Consider the following 19,018-nt stretch of genomic DNA (forward strand, 5'->3'; position numbering starts at 1 on the left):
AAATTCGACAAAATATGCAAGTGTTTTTGAAAGAAAATAATATTTTTTATGAAAATTAATGATATGTTTCAAATGTCAAATAGATATTTAGAAATATATTAATACATTTCTAAGTATTGGTTAAAATACCTTTAATAAGGAGGAATATCATGAAAAAAGAGCTAATAATTTACATATTGATGATATTAGTAGTATTTGCTTTTAATAATGCATCTTATTCTATTAATAAAAATAATCATTTTCAAAGTTCATTATATGTAAACAATGTTAATGATAAAAATATTAAAATTGAAATAACAAATGTGGAAACAGTAAATAGTGTAATTTGTTTAGATGAAGTCTATGAATCTTATTCTATTATTACCATGGATATAACTAATACTGGACTAGATAATGTAGAATTATCTAATATTAATTATTTTGTTTATCAAGATAATAAAAAGTTACAAACATTTATACAAACCAAAAATAAATATTTAGGATTTATAGGAACATTAGCTAGTGGAGAACATAAAGAAATAAAAATAGGAGTAGTATTAGAGAAAAAAAATACACCACTTAAGTTAGTTTTTGATAATTTAAGTGATGATAAAAAAGAAAAAATTATAAAAATAATAAACCTCTAATATATCAACAATAAAAGATTAAACAATACTACAAATATAGATCTTTTTCAATATATTAATCATTTATACCTTACATTTGATACAATGTAATATTACAATTTTGTACTTTGATTTATTTTAATTTACAATGTATAATTAATTTAACAAGTAAGGAGGTATATATGATCGATTATGATAGTAGTGATAACAAAATAAGACGAAAAAAAATTAGTTCTAATAATTCAAATAAAAGCAAGCATAATGCAGTTAGTACTAAAAATAAACAAGAAATCAACAGAGTTGATAGAAAAGATATAGATGAAAATTTTGAATTAGAAAAAGAATTATTCTATAAGAAAAGAGATAAAAAAAGACATAAAAGAAATAATCTTATAAAAAAATGTTTAACTGTTTTGCTAATGTTAACATTTATAGGAAGTATATTTGCCTCTATATTAGTAGCTGTTTCACTTAAGGGAACTCCTAATGTGACTAAAGATTTAATTTACAATAGTTATGTATCTCAAAATATTGTTCCAGTCAATGAAATACCTGATGATTTAAAACATGCTATTGTTGCCACAGAAGATAAGCGATTTTATAAACATAAAGGCGTTGATTTTAGGTCCTTATCTAGATCTGTTGTTAACAATATTTTATCAGATTCAACACAAGGTGGAAGTACCATTGATATGCAAGTATCAAAAAACTTATTAACAAGTGAAGAGAGAACTCTAAAACGTAAAATTAGAGATATGTATAATGCAATGCAAATAAATAAAATAATGACAAAAGATGAAATCTTATCTGTTTATTTAAATAATATATACTTTGGAAAAGCAAGTTACGGTGTGGCAGATGCAGCAAAAACTTACTTTGGAAAAGATGTGAGAGATTTAAATTTAGGGGAATGTGCTATGCTAGCAGGAATTACAAATAACCCAGCAAAATACATGCAACATGATGAAGCAAAAAGAAGGCAGAAAGTCGTTTTAAAGCATATGTATGAGCAAGGTTATATAACTGACGATGAATATAGGGAAGCTTTTAAAGACCCAACACCTTTTAAATCTGAAATTGCATAAATAATTAAAATGTCAATAAGAAAACTTATTGACATTTTTTAGTATATAGTCTTGATATTTAATTATTTCATATTATAATAAGATTAATGCTATTTTAAGTCTATAAAATAAAAGAGGTGACTAAATGTTTAAATTTACTTATGATGAAAAAGAATATATATTAAATGATGAAAGTTTTGATGAATTAATCAACGATGATGATAAACCAGTTAAAAATATTGATAATGATACGATTATAGAGTTGCTAAATAATTCTCCAGAAGAAATAATATTTGGTGAAGAGTTTTATATAGAAGCATGTCCTAAGTGTTTAAAAGGCATAAAAGAGAAAGAAAAATTCTTTCCATTTTTAGAGTATCATTTTTATATTTATACTAAAGAAGGTAAATATGTTATAAGTACTATAGAGAAAGATTACCAAGGAAAATCATTTAACAAGCTATCTAGAGCAAATCTTGTTGATGATAGTTATATAGTGAGCATAATCATATGCAAACATTGTAATGATTACATAATACAACTGGAAAATTGTGAAGTGTAATAAAACATGTACCTTAGACATATCTTTTGATATGTCTTTTTTATGAAATGAATTTTTATATTTAATTTTAAAATTAAATTACTATTGTTTACATTAATTTGATATGATTAATTGATAGGAGGGAATGATATCATGAATAAAATAATTAGAGTTACAGCCAGATTATTATTGGGATTTATAATATATGGTCTAGCTATAGTAGTAATGATACATGCAAATATTGGGCTAAGTCCATGGGATGTGCTTCATCAAGGTATATCATTAAAAACAGGTCTTACTATGGGGCAAATATCCATAGGAGTAGGAGTTATAATTATAATAATTGATGCATTTATGGGTGAAGGAATTGGATTTGCTACTTTAGGAAATGTATTTCTTATAGGTACTTTTTTAGATATATTTGAAGGTTTTAATATAATACCTTATGCAAATAATTTATTTATAGGAATTATTATGATGTTAATAGGAATAATTTTGGCTGCAATAGCTACTGTACTATACTTAAAGCCAGCTCTTGGTAGTGGTCCTAGAGATGGTTTAATGTTAGCCATAAATAAACGATCATCAAAATCTGTAGGTACAATAAGAACAATTATAGAATTAACAGCATTAGCAGTAGGTTGGCTTTTAGGAGGAAGTGTAGGAATTGGGACAATAATAAGTGGATTTGGATTAGGTTATGCTATACAAATTGCTTTTAAAATAAGCCATATTGATTCTAAATCACTAACTCATGAAAGTGTTATTGAAAGTATAAAATATTTAAAAAATAAAAATAATATTGAAGTTGAAACTTGTATGGAAGTTGATGAAGAATAAAAATAGAAGCTACTATTAGGTAGCTTGTATTTTTATTTAAAAATTTCTATATTAAATATTTATTTTTCAACAAACATATCACAGCTAGCATTACCACTATTTATTTTTATTTTTTTTGCTGTACAGTACTTATTATCGTTGTAGGAGCATTTTATTGCATCACATTTTATATTTTGTATAGTAGTAGGATCTAACTTATTTTCACCGTAAATCGAACTAGTAAACTGCTGATAATCCTTTTCTTTAAAAGTAGAACAGTAAGTGTCATCAATATCATCTGCAAGAAAACCATCAATATTTATTCTTCCAGCATAACAATGATTATCATTGTTATGTATACATCTAGTTGCATCACATCTTAAACTGGTATCCAATTTTTAGACCTCCTTAACAAACTATATTAAAAATAATATATGTAAGTTGTATTATTTTATACAATTACTTTTTATTATTTGGAAAACATTTGTTACATAAAACAACCACATCTTCATCTGTTTCTCGGCCTAATTTTTTATTTATATGATATACATCTACATTTTCTATACTATTGCAAATAGAGCAGGTATAGTTGTATTTTTTAAGTATATTCTCTTTAAACAATTGCCAATATAATGAGTTAATATAATCTTCATATTTAATTCTAAGGCTAGTTTCTAAAAAGTCTAAATATAAATAATCTAAATCACAAGTTGTCAAGTTAGTTTGTTCCTGATCAAAAAACTGGCAACAGTCTGTTGGTCTTGGTATTTTATTATTAATTACACATTTTATATAATATCTAAAGTTTTCATCAGGACCTTCTAAACTTAAATGAGAGCAAAAAGTACAACAATTTTTTGGCAATTTATCCTCTAAAATTTTATTTTCCTTTTTCATAATATCCCTCCAATTTTCTAAAGGAGTAAATTTTTATATATAATACATATTAAAAAATTTTTTATATTATTACAAAATGAAAAACAAAAATATTTAACAATAAAGGATTTTAAAAAATAAAAATCAATATATATATTAAATACTTAAATTAAGGTGATATTATGCGAATCTATGATTTTGATAAGAACAGGAAAATAATAAATATAGAATTGGAAGAAAGACTTATAAAAAGCAATGAAAAAATAAATATAAAAAAATCAAGTTATAGGAGTGATAGTAAATATAAGATAAGTGAAATATATGGTGAGAATAAAGAAATTCTAAATATTAATGAAGTAAAATATCCATTTACTCATATTCAAAACAAAACTATAGGAACACAAAGCCTTGACTCTAAACATATATACAAAAGTATATCTAATAAAAATATAGATTATAATAAATTTGTTGCATGTAATTTTAATAATATTAAATTCGAAAACTGTACCTTTTTGGGAAGTGAATTTAAAAATTGTACATTTTATAATGTGGATTTTTGTCACTGTAATTTTGAAGATGAAGAAAAACTTATAGCATTATTTAAAGATAATTGTGAATTAAAAAGTTGTAATTTTTATAACACTAATATGAAAAATATGGTTTTTGAATTTACTAAATTTACAGAAGTTAAATTTTCTTTAAGTAGTCTTAGAAATAGTATTTTCAATAAATGCTTTATCGAAAATATGATTTTTTCTGATTGTGATTTGAAATCTATGAAAATTATAAGAACTGATATAAATATACTGACTTTTGAAGATGAATTTACAAGTAAGGTAGATGAAAATACATTTATTGATTTATTAAAGTTAAATAAAAAGAATAAAGGTTCTTATGAGAATATATTTAAAGCATATAAAAGCATATCAGCAGTATTTGAAAAAAATAGATTATTTAATTATTCTGGAGAATATTATTATCTTGCTAAAAGTGCAGAAAGAAAATATTTAAAAGGACTGGAAAAATTAAAATCAAATATTTTTTATTATACTTGTGGATATGGTGAAAGACCAACATTTGCTCTTATATCATCTTTAGAAATTGTATTAATATTTTCTATAATATATATGTTTTCCGGTCTTTGTGTTAATGAAAGAATAATCCATTATAATTTAAACATATTATCTTATTTACCGAGAAAACTAATGTATATGGATCTCATAGATTGTTTTTATTTTAGCTTAGTCACATTTACAACAGTGGGATATGGAGATATATTTCCAATAGGATATAGTGTTTTATTTTCATGTGTGGAGATGTTGTTAGGGGTTACTATGGTTGGTATTTGGACAGCTACTTTAGCTAGAAAAATTACGAGGTAAAGATGTAGTAATTGGCAAAATAATATTGGATATGATAAATTATATTTATTATAAAATTTAGGAGGCAAAAATGAAATTTCAAGATTACAAATATGAAAGACCTAATTATGAAAAAATAAAAAAATCATTTTTAGATTTAGTAAATAAAATAAAATCTGCTGACCATTACAAAAATCAACATGGGTACATAATGGAATTAAACAATATTAGAAAACACATTGAAACCATGTCAACTATAGCTTCAATAAGAAATAGTATAAATACGGCAGATGAATTTTATGAAAAGGAGACAGATTATTGGGATGAGCATGGTCCACTTTATACAGAATTAAATTCGGATTTTTATAATGCTATTGTTAATTCTAAATTTAAAGAAAATATAATAAATGATTTTAGTCAACAATTTTATAAAATATGCGAATACTCTTTAAAATCTTTTTCACCAGAAATAATACCACAATTACAAGAAGAGAATAAATTAATGTCTAGATATACAAAGTTATTAGCTTCAGCAAAAATTAACTTTAATAAAGAAGAGCTAAATCTATCTGGTCTTTACAAATATATGTTATCTCAAGATAGAAAAGTTAGAGAAGAATCATCTAAAGCTTATTATAACTACTTTGAAATACATGAAGAAGAATTTGATGAAATTTATGATAACTTAGTAAAAATAAGACATGAAATAGCTAAAAAGCTAGGTTTCAGTAACTTTACAGAATTAGGCTATATAAGAATGTACAGAACAGATTACAATCCAGAAATGGTAATTAATTTAAGAAAACAAGTATTAGAACACATAGTGCCTCTTTGTAATAAGTTATATGAAAAACAAGCTAAAAGATTAAATTTAGATAAATTAACTTATATTGATGAGAATTTAGAATTTTTAGATGGAAATCCTATAATTAAAGGTGACTCAGCTTATATAATCGAAAATGGAATAAAAATGTATAATGAGTTATCAAAAGAAACAAAAGAGTTTTTTGATTTTATGTTGGAAAATAATCTTATGGATTTAGAAACTAAACATAATAAATCTGCTGGAGGTTATTGTACTTATATTCCAGATTATAAAGCTCCATTTATTTTCTCTAATTTTAATGGAACTAGTGAAGATATGGATGTATTAACCCATGAGGCAGGGCATGCATTCCAATTATTTATGTCTAGATACATAGATATGCAAGAAATAAACTTTCCTACTTTAGATAGTTGTGAAATTCATTCCATGAGTATGGAGTTTATAACTTATCCTTGGATGAATATCTTTTTTAAAGAAGATACTGACAAATATAAATTTGCTCACTTATGTTCAGCTATAAAATTCTTGCCTTATGGAGTTGTAGTAGATGAGTTCCAGCATATTGTTTATAATAATCCTAATATGAGTAAGGATGAAAGAAAAACAGTATGGCGCAATTTAGAGAAGAAATATCTACCACATAGAGATTATGAAGAGAATAAAATATTAGAAAAAGGATGTTGGTTCTTTAAGCAAGGACATATATTTAAAGATCCGTTTTATTATATTGACTATGTATTAGCACAAATTTGTGCATTCCAATTCCTTAAAAAGATGGAAGAGAACAGACAACAGGGATGGGAAGATTATTTGAAAATTTGTAAAGTTGGGGGAACGCAGTCTTTTATACAAATAGTTAAAACTGGGAATTTAATATCTCCTTTTGATAATAACTGTATTGAATTTATAATAAATAACTTAGAAATGAACATAGAAAAATTTGAAAAAAATTTATAAAAAAAGCTAAGAATGTGTAAATTACATATTCTTAGCTTTTTTTAAATTTATATCATTATTTACAAAATATTATTTGCGTTATATGGAAATTCTAAGTTTGAAGAAGTAAGTTAGGAGGATAATTTATGAATATTTCAAAAAGAATACAATCAGTTCCACCATCAACTATAATGGAATTATTAACTTTTGCAGAAAAAGCAAAAAATCAATGTAAAAAAGTATATCATCTAAATATAGGTCAGCCAGATATAATAACACCAGAAGGTTTTTTTCAGGCTATAAGAGAATATAAAGGTGAAGTTTTAGAATATGCTTTATCAGAAGGTTTACCAGAGCTTATAGAAGCTATAAGAAAGTATTATATAAATTATAATTTAGATTTTAAAAATGATGAGATCTTAATTACAAATGGTGGTAGTGAAGCCTTATTATTTACAATACTTACTATTTGCGATGAAGGTGATAATGTATTAGTTCCTGAGCCTTTTTACTCAAATTATTTTAATTTCTCAAAATCTGTAGGTGTGAATATTAACCCCATTACTACTTTAGCTGAAAATGGATTTCACTTGCCTAATAAAAATGAAATAGTGTCAAAAATTAATGATAAAACTAAAGCTATACTATTTTCAAATCCAGGAAATCCAACAGGTGTAGTTTATACAAGAGAAGAATTAGAAATGATTGCAGATATAGCATTTGAACATAATTTATGGATTATAGCTGATGAGGTTTATAGGGAGTTTGTTTATGATGGTGAATACACTAGTATAGGTACTATTGAAAGAGTAAAGGATAGAGTAATAATTGTAGATTCTGTATCAAAACGTTATAGTGCCTGTGGAGCAAGAATAGGATCATTAGCGTCAAAAAATAAGCCTTTTATGGAAGGTATACTTAAGTTATGTCAAGCTAGATTATCTGTGCCAACTTTAGAGCAAATAGGAGCTATAGAACTTTACAAGACGGATAATTCTTATTTAAAAGAAGTTAAGGAAGAATACAGAAAAAGAAGAGATGTACTTTACAATGAACTTATAAAAATACCGGGTATTATTTGTAAAAAGCCAAGTGGTGCTTTTTATATAGTTGCAAAATTACCAGTAAAAAATGCAGATGATTTCACTAAATGGTTATTAAGTGACTTTGATAAAGAGGGAGAAACTGTAATGCCTTGTCCAGCTGAAGGATTTTATCAAACATCTGGTCTTGGGGTTGATGAAATAAGATTAGCCTATATTCTAAATACTAAGGATTTATCTAAGGCAGCTATACTTTTAAAAGCAGGTTTAGAAGCTTATATAAAGTTAAATAAAGAATAAAAAAGTTTATTTTAACAATAAACAGAGTTCAACAAAGGACTCTGTTTTTAAATTGAAAAACTTTGTTGTATAAAGTATTAACAAAAATATCAAGTTGACTACATAAAAGGAGTTAATTTTACATAATATTGAAATTTGGTAACAATTTGTAATTACCTATGTTACTATTTTGTAATAGAAAGTAACAGGTATGTAACTGTAATTTTTCAAGGGGTAATGATATTATAATAGTATAAATAAAAGAAAAAAGATAAAAGTTAATAAATATTAAAATATATCACGAGGAAGTGTTGAAAGATGAAAAAAGGAATTATAGCAATAACATTATTATTAATAGGAGCATTATTAATAACTCCAATTACAAACGCAATCTCACAAAACAACAAACAAAAAAATGTAAAACCAGTAAAAGTTGAACAAGCTACAAATACTGTAAAAACTAAAGTTGTAAAAAATAATGAAGACAAAACAATACAAAAGGAAGAAACTAATACATCAGTAAAAGCTGAAACTACAGTTTCAGAAAATAAAAAGCCTGCAAAAGTAAGAGTAGAAAGTAAAAAAGAAGAATCTACTAAACAAGTTAATAATACAGTAGTAAAAGATGATAAAGAAAAAGAAGAAGTTAAAACAGGAATGACAAAATCACAGGCTGAAGCAGTTTTAAATAAATATTTAAAAGAAGTTGAAAAAGTTGACTTTACTTATACATACCAAGGTGATGAAAATACTTTTGAAGTAATGCAGGAAAAAGGGATAAGAGGATATGTATTTTTACCAAATATAGAAACTGATTTAGCTTACTTAGTAGATAAAGATAATGGATCAATATACTTGTTCCATCCATCAGGATACTTTGAATTGTTACAATAAAATAAAGTTAATGCAAAAAAGAACTTAGTACTAAAAATGCTAAGTTCTTTTTATTACTATTAGTTATTAATATAAAATTTAAGTAAATAAATTATAAAAAAGTAGTTGACAAGATTAAAAAATAAAACTACTATTAAATCAAACTAAAAAACAAAAGCGATGATAAGAATAAGTAGTAATTAAAAGAAATGTATACAGAAAGTTACCGGTTGATGAGAGGTGCATACTTGTTTAATTATGAATACATCTTTGAGCTTCACACTGAAGAGCTAAGCTTGGTAGGATGTGACGTATTCACACGTTATAGTGACAGAGTATTCTAAGGAGTACTTGTAGAGGTAAGTAATGTAAATTACTTATAAATTAAGGTGGTAACGCGAGATAAGCTCTCGTCCTTTTGGGGACGAGGGCTTTTTTTAATTCTTGGATAAGCCACAAAGAAGTATATGATAAATTTTAAGCTTAAAATACAGAATATTTTGAAAAAAAAGTATTGAAATCATGGTAAGGGTATTTTAATAAAGTAGTTGCAACCTTTGTTAAAATACAATATACAAAAAAATTAAAAATTATTTTATTAAATTTTATTAAAAGGAGGAGATTATAATGAATATACCATTAATAATTGTTATTTTATACGTGATAATGTTACTTGGAATTAGTGTTGTTGTATCTAGAAAATCTAAAAAAGATGGAGGGGATGATTTTTTATTATATAAAAATAAAAATAGTACAATGATTACAGCTGTTACAATAGCAGGTGTGGCAATAGGTGGAGCATCTACTATAGGTATAGCAGAAAATGCATTTTCTGTTGGTTTGTCAGCAGGATGGTACAACGTGGCGTGGGCATTTGGTGCAATAATAGCTAGTTTTACCATTGTAAAAAAACTAAGAAAATCAGGCTTTAGTACAGTTACAAAATTAATTCAGTCCGTATATGATGAAAAAGCAGGAGTAATGATGACCGTAGCAATGATAATAATTCAATGTACAATTATAGCACTTCAATATATAGCAGGTGGGTCAATATTATCTAGTTTATTACCAGATGTATTTGATATGAAAACGGCCACATTCTTTTCTTTCTTAATATTTATGTTAGTAGGATTTGTGGGAGGAATGGGATCTGCAAGTATAAGTAATATATTAAATATTTCTTTAATTTATATAGGTGTAATAACATCAGCAGTATTAGTTTTATTTAATCAAGGTGGATGGGAGGCTGCTAAGATTATGGCTGCATCAACGCCAGACGTACCATATATGAGTTTAACCTCAGGGATGGGGATTCCAGCAATTATAGCATGGATGATAGTTATGTGTGGAAATACAAACTCAGTACAAGGAGTTATACAAATAGGTCTAACATCTAAAGATGATAAAAGTGCAGTAAATGGTTTTAGAATAGGAGCGCTTTTAATGATACCAATAGGGTTTATATGTGCTATGCTTGGTATAGCATCTAAAGCATTAATTCCTAATGTGGAAGCAACGCAGGCTCTTCCAATGATAATAATGAGTTTACCACCAGTTATGGCGGGACTTACTTTATCAGCACTATGGGCTGCAGATATGTCAACAGCATGCTCTATGCTAATAGGATGTTCCACTACAGTTAGTCATGACGTATTTTTTAAAACTAAAGCAGGAAATAAATTAAAAGATAAATCATTTATGATAAATAAAATAATAATATTAGTAGTAGGAATTTTAACTTATATATTATCATCACAGCTTGGTACCATATTAAGTTCCATGAAAGTATGCTTATCCATGGCAATAGGAACTTCCATAATAGTAGTTGCGGGTCTTTGGTTTCCTAAGTTTTCAAGTAAGAATGCAGGATTTTTTACCATATTATCTTCAGTATTTGCTGCAGGAGGATGGTTAGTATTACCAGCACTTCATGATATATTCAAAGATATAGGATACTGGATGATAGTGGTTAGTGGAATTACTTTTATAGTAATAAGTTTAGTGGAAAAAAATAAAGTAACAGCAAATGATGAAGAAAATGTTATGGATAATTTGAATTTAGCAAGAAATAAATAGATTAATAAAATTAAAAAAATGTGTTGACAAAGGTGAATAATATAGCTATTATTTAAAATATAAATTACAAAAATATGGAAAATAAAAGCGATGATAAGAATTAGTAATAATTATATGAGGTAAACAGAAAGTAACCGGTTGATGAGAGGTGCAAACTAAGTTGATTATGAATTCATCTTTGAGCTTCACACTGAAGGGCGTAGCTTGGTAGGATGTGACGTGATAACACACGTTATAGTGTTAGGGTATTCCAAGGAGTACCTATTAAGGTAAGCAATGTGAGTTGTTTATAAACTAAGGTGGTAACGCGAGATAAGCTCTCGTCCTTTTAAGGACGAGAGCTTTTTTTAATTGCAAGAACAATAAAAAGGTAGAGTAACCTTAAGAAGAAATTACAGAATATTCTGTTGCTTATATAATGCACAAAATACAAATATTTGGAGGGAAAATATGAATACAGTAGAAATGAAATATGGAAAAGAAAAAATAAGAATTAACTTAGAAGGATCAAAATCAGTAAATATTTTAAATGAAAAATCTATGGATGAAATAAAAGATTTAAAAGAAGCTTTTATAAAAGGAATAACTACAGAAGTGGTAAACTCAAAACCTTTAAATGAAATTATAGATGAAGATGATAAAGTAACCATAGTGATTAGTGACTTAACACGATTTTGGCAAAGGCAAGATTTAATATGTGAGCAGTTGGTAAATTATTTAACACAAGAATTAAAAGTCAAATATGAAAACATAGTAGTGGTAGTGGCCCTTGGAAGCCATAGAAAGCAAAGTGAAGAAGAACTTTGTAAATTAGCTTCAAAATCAGTTTATGATAAGGTTAAAGTTGTGAACCATGACTGCGATGCACATGACTTAATAAATGTTGGAACTACTCCTTCAGGAACTGAAGTTTATGTAAATCCTTTAGTTGTAGGAAGAAAAGTAATAATGATAACAGGCACAGTTCATCATATAATGGCAGGATTTGGTGGAGGTAGAAAAAGTGTAATACCTGGGGTGGCTGGAAGACAGACAATAAAACAAAATCATATTCAAAGTTTAAGTAAAACAGAAAAAAGATCAGATCCATTAGTTGGAGCTAGACTTTTAACTCATAATCCAATAAACGAAGATATGAATGAAGCTGCAAAATTTATAGATGTAGCTTTTGGAATAAATATAGTTGTAAATTCATCATCTAAACATAGCAAATTAATATGTGGTGATTTTCATGATGCATGGTTAAAAAGCTGTAAATATGTGGATGATGCATATGGATTGCCAATAAAAAAAGAAGCAGATATAGTAATAGCTAGCTGTGGAGGATATCCAAAGGATATTAACTTATATCAGTCAACAAAATCCTTATTTAATGCCACTAGAGCTGTAAAAAAAGGAGGAACATTAATTTTACTAGCTGAGTGCATTGAAGGAGGGGGAGCACCGGATTTCTTTAACTGGATTGATCCATTAAAAAGAGGAGTTTTAGATGAAGAACTTAGAGTAAGCTTTACCATAGGAGGATATATATTCTATGCTGCCTGCGAAGCCATAGCAAAATGTAATGTTTATATGCTAAGCTCAATAGATCCAGATGTGGTAAAAGATATGAAAATAACAGCTTCAAATAATATTGAAGACTTATTAAATAAAATTAATTTCAAAAATAAAGATGTATATGTAATTCCATATGGAGGAAATGTAGTTCCTTTATTAGAAGAAGATTAAATAAATTAGGGGGAAAATATTATGAATATACCATTGATTATTGTGATTTTATATGTTGTTTTATTACTTGGAATAAGTGTAGTAATTTCAAAAAAATCAAAAGAAAATAAAGAAGATTTCTTATTATATAAAGGCAAAAATAATACTTTAATTACAGCTGTAACTATATCTGGTCTTGCCATAGGTGGAGCATCTACCATAGGAATAGCAGAAAATGCCTTCGTTGTCGGACTTTCTGCAGGTTGGTATAATGTAGCTTGGGCATTTGGTGCAGTTATTGCTAGTACTTTTATCGTGAAAAAATTCAGAAAAGCTGGTTATAGTACAATTACAAAACTGGTTGAATCTATTTATGATGAAAAAACAGGTATAATAATGACCTTAGCTATGATATTGATTCAATGTACAATTATAGCACTTCAATATATAGCAGGTGGGTCAATACTTGCCAGCTTATTGCCAGATATTTTTACTATGAAAAGTGCCATATTCTTTTCTTTTTTAATATTCATGTTAGTAGGGTTTGTAGGTGGAATGGGATCTGCAAGTGTAAGTAATATACTAAACATATCATTAATATACATTGGTGTAATAGTATCTTCTGTTGTAGTTTTATTTAATAAAGGTGGATGGGAAGCTGCTAAGTCTATGGCAATGAACACTCCAGAAGTTCCTTATATGAGTTTGACTTCAGGAATGGGTGTAGCATCAATAATAGCCTGGATTATAGTTATGTGTGGTACAACTAACTCACTTCAAGGAGTTATTCAAATAGGTTTAACTTCAAAAGATGATAAAAGTGCAATAAATGGATTTAGAATAGGTGCCTTGATAATGATACCAATAGGATTTATGTGTGCAATGCTTGGAATTGCGTCAAAAGCCTTAATTCCAGGAGTAGAAGCAACTCTTGCACTACCAAAAATAATCTTATCATTATCACCAGTTATAGCAGGACTTACATTGTCTGGACTTTGGGCAGCAGATATGTCAACAGCATGCTCTATGCTAATAGGATGTGCGACTACAGTAAGTCATGATGTGTTTTTTAAAACAAAATATGGAGAAAAAATGAAAGATAAATCATATTTGGTAAATAAAATAATAATTTTAGTAGTAGGTGGATTAACATATATACTATCATCACAGTTGGGAACAATCTTGAGTGCTATGAAAGTTTCGTTATCTATGACCATAGGAATTGCTATCGTTGTAATAGCAGGAATTTGGTGTCCCAAGTTTGCAGGGAAAAATTCTGGATTTATTACAATTATATCATCTGTAATGGTTGCTAGTGCTTGGATAGTTTTTCCTCAATTAAAAACAATATTTGGTGATATAGGTTATTTAATGTTGCTAGTAACCTGTTCAACTTTTGTTGTTAGTAGTATATTTGATAAAAATAAGGCAACTTTATTACAACAACAAAAGCAACTTGTATAGAAAGTAAAGTTTAATTTTAAATATGCTTAACAAATTGAACTTATGTTGCAAAAATAATTTTAAGAAAATTCTGAAAAACAGTTGATATATTAAAAAAAATGTATTACTATAATTAGTATTAAAAAAGAATAAAAAGCGATGACGGAGATAAAAATACAGTGGTGTTAAATACAGAGAACTAACGTATGGTGAGAGTTAGATATTAACTAATGTATATAATGATCACTCCAAAGCTTCTACAGTGAAATTTATTTAGTAAGTGTAGACGTATGCCAGCGTTATATGGCTAGAGTTAAGATGTAAATCCGACTTGAAGAGAGATATAGCTATATTTTAATTTTAGCTATAAATAAGGTGGTACCGCGAAAGTTAAACTTTCGTCCTTATAAGTATGAGTAAATCTGCTTATAGGACGAAAGTTTTTTTATTTAAAAAATACTAAAATAATAGTTTCGATGATTTACTTTAGCTTTAAGTATAAGTAAATCCGTTAAGTAAAAGAGAGGTGATGGTTCAAATGGATATTGATATTAGTCATATTAGAGTAGACATAAATGAAATTGAATTAAAGAAAAATAATATTAAAGAAAAATTAGGGGGAAAAATAATTATGAAAACTTTAGAAAAACTAAGTAATTTTGCATCAAAATATATGGCTTTTATAGTATTAGCTTTTGCAGGTCTATCAGTATTTAGACCAAATACATTTGAATTTGCAGCGCCTCATGTAAATACATGGTTAGGGATAATAATGTTTGGAATGGGAATGACATTAAGATTAGAAGATTTTAGGCTTGTACTCACAAGACCAAAAGATGTTCTTAGTGGGTCTTTAGCACAATTTACTGTAATGCCTTTGGTGGCATTTTTAGTATCTAAAATATTAAATTTACCAACAGAACTGGCAGTAGGATTAATATTAGTAGGATGTTGTCCAGGAGGTGCATCGTCAAATGTAATGGCATTTATGGCAAAGGGTGATGTAGCCTTATCAGTAACACTAACTTCTATATCAACACTTTTAGCTCCATTTTTAACTCCAGCATTAACACTTCTATTAGGAGGAAGTAATATAGAAGTTTCATTAACATCAATGTTTATATCAATATTAAAAGTTGTATTAGTTCCTATAGTTTTAGGATTATTGTGTAATAGATTTTTACCGAGATTTGTTGAGGAGGGTACAAAATTAGTTCCACTTTTATCTACAGTTTGCTTAGTTTTAATAATAGGATCAATAGTAGGAAAAAATGTAGACTCATTACTTACTTCAGGATGGCTTATATTAGTAGCAGTAATGATGCACAATAGCATAGGTTATTTCTTAGGATATTTAGTAGCTAAGAAAATAGGTTTAGAAGAGGCGAAAAGAAGAACTATGGCAATAGAAGTAGGTCTACAAAATGGTGGTCTTGCCACATCTTTAGCAATGACACATTTCTCACCAATGACTGCAATCCCAGGTGTGGTATCTAGTACATATCATGCTGTGTCAGGGGCATTACTTGCTAATTATTGGTCAAGTAAGCCGTTAGATAAAAAACAACTAGACAAAGTTAATAAAGTAATAACTATGTAAATATGAGTAATATTAAAAATTAGTACATAATCAAAAGATAGCAGTTGCCGTCTTTTGATTATATTTATAAATAGATGAAAATTATATTAAAAAAATTATATGGAAAAATTCAATGATAAAATAATTAGTTAAGGGTAGATTTTTCTTATAATGTTAGATACAATTGACATGTAGTTAAATATTTATGGCTCATTAGCTTAGTTGGTAGAGCACCTGACTCTTAATCAGGGGGTCCTGGGTTCGAGTCCCAGATGGGTCACTTTGAAATCTCATTGATATAATGTCAGTGGGATTTTTTATTGAGGATTATTGTATTGATGAATTATTAAAAAAGAAGGTATAATTAAAATTAATAAAAGGGTAATAAGTTAATTATAAAAAAGAAAGAATTAGTTCAAACGTTTAATGAGTGGTGGAATGATAATGTGAATGATTTTACAATAAGAAAATTAGATTAGATAAAAGATGTTTAAATTTAGGAAAATAACAAGGATGGAAACATGATTTCAATAATAATTCCAATTTATAATGAAGAAAAAAATATTATAAAACTTCAAGATAATTTAGCTAAGTTAAAAGGAAGTTTTGAAGTTATATTTTGTGATGGAGGAAGTAGTGATAAAACGAAAGATTTAATATATAGTACTTTTACTGTGGTAAATTGCCCTAAGGGAAGAGCAAATCAAATGAATTATGGAAGTAATGTATCAAATGGGGATGTGCTATTTTTCCTTCACTGTGATAGCCTAATAGAAGAAGATGTAATTATTAAAATTCAAGATGAAATAAATAAAGGTTGTAAATTAGGTTGTTTAAAATTAAAATTTGATAATGAAATAATATGGATGAAGATTTGTGGTTATATGTCTAACTTAAGAGTAAAACTAAGAAAAATAGCATTTGGGGATCAAGGAATATTTATAACAAAAGAACTATTTGAAGAAATGGGTGGAATGCCTAATTTACCTATAATGGAAGATTTAGAATTATCTTTAAAGTTAAAAAGAAAGAAATATTATTTTAAACAAATAGATAGCCAAATAACAACTTCAGCTAGAAGATTTTTGGACAAAGGTATATTTAAGACTATGACTCAAATGCAAAAACTACAACTTCAATACTTGTGTGGAAGAGATATAAATGAAATTAACAAAGAATATAGAGACATTAGGTGATGAAATGAGAGAGGCAATTATTATTTTTACAAGAGTTCCCATACCAGGGAAAACAAAAACAAGGCTACAAAGTTTTCTTACAAAAGATCAATGTGCGGAGATTCACAAAAACTTTTTAAAAGATATTAAATATACTTGTGAAAAATTGAAAAGAGATATTTTTATATTTTATACACCGGAAGATAAGAATAATATTCTGAAAAATATATTTGGTCATAAATTTAAGTATAAAATACAAGAAGGAAATGATTTAGGGGAAAAGATGTATAATGCAATAGACTATGTTTTAGGGAAAAAATATAACTCGTGTATATTAATAGGAAGTGACATACCTTTCTTAAAAGAAGATGACTTAAAAAAGGCTTTTAAAATTTTGAAAGATAAAGATATTGTTTTAGGACCAACAGTAGATAAGGGATATTATCTAGTAGGAATGAAAAATCCTACTAAAGCAGTATTTGAAAATGTTCAATATGGTTATGGAAATGTATTAGATGATACTGTAGCATCAATAAAAAATTCAAATTTAACTTATGATTTAACTAATAAAAATATTGATATAGATGAAAAAGAAGATTTAGTTCACTTTTACAATGAAATAAAAAAAGAAAATATAAGTGAAAATATGCACACATCAAAATATATTATTGAAGTTATTGAGGAGTATGAAAGACAATGTTTACAATTAACGGTTTAGAAGAGTATGTAAAGAAACAAGAATTTTTAGAAGAATTAAATATTCCTAAAGATAGTAAAATTGATTTTCAGTTACTTGCACAAGGTGAATACAATATAAATTACTTATTTACTCATCCAGTAACAAAAGATAATTTGATTTTTCGGGTAAACACAGCAAGTCAAATGGACTTAAGTGATCAGATTGAATATGAGTACAAATCATTATTACAATTAAAAGAAAGTAAAAGAACACCAATACCAATATATGTTGATGGAAGTAAAAAACATCTTGATTATGGTGTTTTAGTTATGAATTTCTTACAAGGTGTTCCTTTAGATTATAGAAAAGATTTATATATAGCAGCCAGTTGCTTAGGAGATATTCATAGTGTAGTATTAGAAGAAAATTCACATTTATTATGTCCTAAAAATCCATTACAAGCAATAATTGATGAATGTGAAACTATGGTTCAAACTTATTATAATAGTCCTTTTGTAGATAAAGAAAAGAAAAAACAAATAAAAAGAATGTTAAACTTAGGGCAAAGAATGATAAAAAGTACAGGAGAGTATAAGGGACGAAGATGCATTATTAATACGGAGCTAAATTCAAGTAACTTTTTAATAAATGGTGAAAATAATAATAACTATATAATAGATTGGGAAAAACCAATATTAGGAGAACCGGCACAAGATTTAGGGCATTTTCTAGCACCAACAACTACATTTTGGAAAACAGATGTTATTTTATCACAGGAAGAAATTGAAAAATTTACTGAAGAATATATAAAAGTTGTTGGAAATAGATTTAATACAAATGACATAAAAGATAGACTAAATTTATATATTCCAATAACCTGTTTAAGGGGAATTACTTGGTGTGCTATGGCTTGGGTTCAATATAAAGATCCTAATAAATTAATAAGAAATGAGTTCACAGCTAAAAAATTGGATGATTATTTATCAAAGGATTTCTTAGATATGATAGAAAATCGATACTTTAAAAATAAAAATTTATAAAAGTGTTATTTAGGCATGCTAATATTAGCATGCTTATTTTATTTATTTTGAACAATAAAGTTGTCTAAAGGAGAAAGATCTATGTGGTAGCCAAAA

General features: G+C 27.0%; 17 protein-coding genes, 1 tRNA gene and 3 other annotated features. Of the genes, 16 read left to right on the forward strand and 2 right to left on the reverse strand.

Features of this window, described 5'->3' with window-relative positions; translation table 11 throughout:
• The first annotated feature begins 149 nt into the window (after nucleotides 1-149).
• The 4 genes from TVTCOM_RS06075 to TVTCOM_RS06090 all read left to right on the forward strand — a co-directional run bounded on the left by TVTCOM_RS06075 (nucleotide 150) and on the right by TVTCOM_RS06090 (nucleotide 3,050).
• Nucleotides 150-626, forward strand: coding sequence for a hypothetical protein (locus TVTCOM_RS06075; protein ID WP_434798956.1), 477 nt, complete (start codon nucleotides 150-152; stop codon nucleotides 624-626).
• 161 nt (nucleotides 627-787) lie between these two features.
• A complete protein-coding gene (locus TVTCOM_RS06080; RefSeq protein ID WP_434798957.1) occupies nucleotides 788-1,690 on the forward strand; it encodes a transglycosylase domain-containing protein in 903 nt (300 codons plus the stop codon).
• Nucleotides 1,691-1,814: 124 nt separating this feature from the next.
• A complete protein-coding gene (locus tag TVTCOM_RS06085; protein WP_434798958.1) occupies nucleotides 1,815-2,231 on the forward strand; it encodes a DUF3785 family protein in 417 nt (138 codons plus the stop codon).
• A 132-nt stretch (nucleotides 2,232-2,363) separates the two neighbouring features.
• Complete coding sequence (locus tag TVTCOM_RS06090; RefSeq protein WP_434798959.1) at nucleotides 2,364-3,050, forward strand: YczE/YyaS/YitT family protein; 687 nt, start codon at nucleotides 2,364-2,366, stop codon at nucleotides 3,048-3,050.
• A 59-nt stretch (nucleotides 3,051-3,109) separates the two neighbouring features.
• Here TVTCOM_RS06090 and TVTCOM_RS06095 read toward each other — a convergent pair whose 3' ends face one another.
• Both TVTCOM_RS06095 and TVTCOM_RS06100 read right to left on the reverse strand, forming a co-directional pair.
• On the reverse strand, nucleotides 3,110-3,424 hold the full coding sequence (locus TVTCOM_RS06095; protein WP_434798960.1) for a DUF1540 domain-containing protein: 315 nt from the start codon (nucleotides 3,422-3,424) through the stop codon (nucleotides 3,110-3,112).
• A 64-nt stretch (nucleotides 3,425-3,488) separates the two neighbouring features.
• Nucleotides 3,489-3,926, reverse strand: coding sequence for a hypothetical protein (locus tag TVTCOM_RS06100; protein ID WP_434798961.1), 438 nt, complete (start codon nucleotides 3,924-3,926; stop codon nucleotides 3,489-3,491).
• Between the two features lie 161 nt (nucleotides 3,927-4,087).
• Here TVTCOM_RS06100 and TVTCOM_RS06105 point away from each other — a divergent pair, with 161 nt between their 5' ends.
• The 12 genes from TVTCOM_RS06105 (at nucleotide 4,088) to TVTCOM_RS06160 (ending at nucleotide 18,922) form a co-directional block, all read left to right on the forward strand.
• Nucleotides 4,088-5,287: a pentapeptide repeat-containing protein gene (locus TVTCOM_RS06105; RefSeq protein WP_434798962.1), complete on the forward strand. Its 1,200-nt coding sequence runs from the start codon at nucleotides 4,088-4,090 to the stop codon at nucleotides 5,285-5,287.
• Between the two features lie 70 nt (nucleotides 5,288-5,357).
• Nucleotides 5,358-7,049, forward strand: a complete 1,692-nt coding sequence (locus TVTCOM_RS06110) for a M3 family oligoendopeptidase (RefSeq protein ID WP_434798963.1) — start codon at nucleotides 5,358-5,360, stop codon at nucleotides 7,047-7,049.
• A 125-nt stretch (nucleotides 7,050-7,174) separates the two neighbouring features.
• Nucleotides 7,175-8,371, forward strand: a complete 1,197-nt coding sequence (locus TVTCOM_RS06115; RefSeq protein WP_434798964.1) for a pyridoxal phosphate-dependent aminotransferase — start codon at nucleotides 7,175-7,177, stop codon at nucleotides 8,369-8,371.
• Nucleotides 8,372-8,668: 297 nt separating this feature from the next.
• A complete protein-coding gene (locus tag TVTCOM_RS06120; protein ID WP_434798965.1) occupies nucleotides 8,669-9,244 on the forward strand; it encodes a hypothetical protein in 576 nt (191 codons plus the stop codon).
• Nucleotides 9,245-9,394: 150 nt separating this feature from the next.
• Nucleotides 9,395-9,644, forward strand: a binding site (T-box leader).
• 206 nt (nucleotides 9,645-9,850) lie between these two features.
• Nucleotides 9,851-11,299: a sodium:solute symporter family protein gene (locus TVTCOM_RS06125; RefSeq protein WP_434798966.1), complete on the forward strand. Its 1,449-nt coding sequence runs from the start codon at nucleotides 9,851-9,853 to the stop codon at nucleotides 11,297-11,299.
• A gap of 81 nt (nucleotides 11,300-11,380) precedes the next feature.
• Nucleotides 11,381-11,630: a binding site (T-box leader), on the forward strand.
• Between the two features lie 119 nt (nucleotides 11,631-11,749).
• Nucleotides 11,750-13,027: a nickel-dependent lactate racemase gene (gene larA / locus TVTCOM_RS06130; protein WP_434798967.1), complete on the forward strand. Its 1,278-nt coding sequence runs from the start codon at nucleotides 11,750-11,752 to the stop codon at nucleotides 13,025-13,027.
• A 21-nt stretch (nucleotides 13,028-13,048) separates the two neighbouring features.
• Complete coding sequence (locus TVTCOM_RS06135) at nucleotides 13,049-14,470, forward strand: sodium:solute symporter family protein (RefSeq protein WP_434798968.1); 1,422 nt, start codon at nucleotides 13,049-13,051, stop codon at nucleotides 14,468-14,470.
• Between the two features lie 129 nt (nucleotides 14,471-14,599).
• Nucleotides 14,600-14,858 (forward strand) — a binding site (T-box leader).
• 129 nt (nucleotides 14,859-14,987) lie between these two features.
• A complete protein-coding gene (locus TVTCOM_RS06140; RefSeq protein ID WP_434798969.1) occupies nucleotides 14,988-16,049 on the forward strand; it encodes a bile acid:sodium symporter family protein in 1,062 nt (353 codons plus the stop codon).
• Between the two features lie 186 nt (nucleotides 16,050-16,235).
• Nucleotides 16,236-16,308: transfer RNA gene (locus TVTCOM_RS06145), tRNA-Lys, on the forward strand.
• A 241-nt stretch (nucleotides 16,309-16,549) separates the two neighbouring features.
• Nucleotides 16,550-17,224 carry a TIGR04283 family arsenosugar biosynthesis glycosyltransferase gene (locus tag TVTCOM_RS06150; protein WP_434798970.1) on the forward strand — a complete coding sequence of 225 codons (675 nt, stop codon included), beginning with the start codon at nucleotides 16,550-16,552 and terminating at the stop codon, nucleotides 17,222-17,224.
• The gene (locus TVTCOM_RS06155; protein WP_434798971.1) at nucleotides 17,190-17,921 is read left to right on the forward strand and encodes a TIGR04282 family arsenosugar biosynthesis glycosyltransferase; all 732 of its coding nucleotides are present in this window, start codon (nucleotides 17,190-17,192) and stop codon (nucleotides 17,919-17,921) included. The genes TVTCOM_RS06150 and TVTCOM_RS06155 overlap by 35 nt, the downstream gene beginning before the upstream one ends.
• Nucleotides 17,900-18,922 carry a phosphotransferase family protein gene (locus TVTCOM_RS06160; RefSeq protein ID WP_434798972.1) on the forward strand — a complete coding sequence of 341 codons (1,023 nt, stop codon included), beginning with the start codon at nucleotides 17,900-17,902 and terminating at the stop codon, nucleotides 18,920-18,922. The genes TVTCOM_RS06155 and TVTCOM_RS06160 overlap by 22 nt, the downstream gene beginning before the upstream one ends.
• The last annotated feature ends 96 nt before the right edge of the window (nucleotides 18,923-19,018 follow it).

This window comes from Terrisporobacter vanillatitrophus (genome assembly GCF_051148895.1).
GTDB classification, from domain to species: Bacteria; Bacillota; Clostridia; order Peptostreptococcales; family Peptostreptococcaceae; genus Terrisporobacter; species Terrisporobacter vanillatitrophus.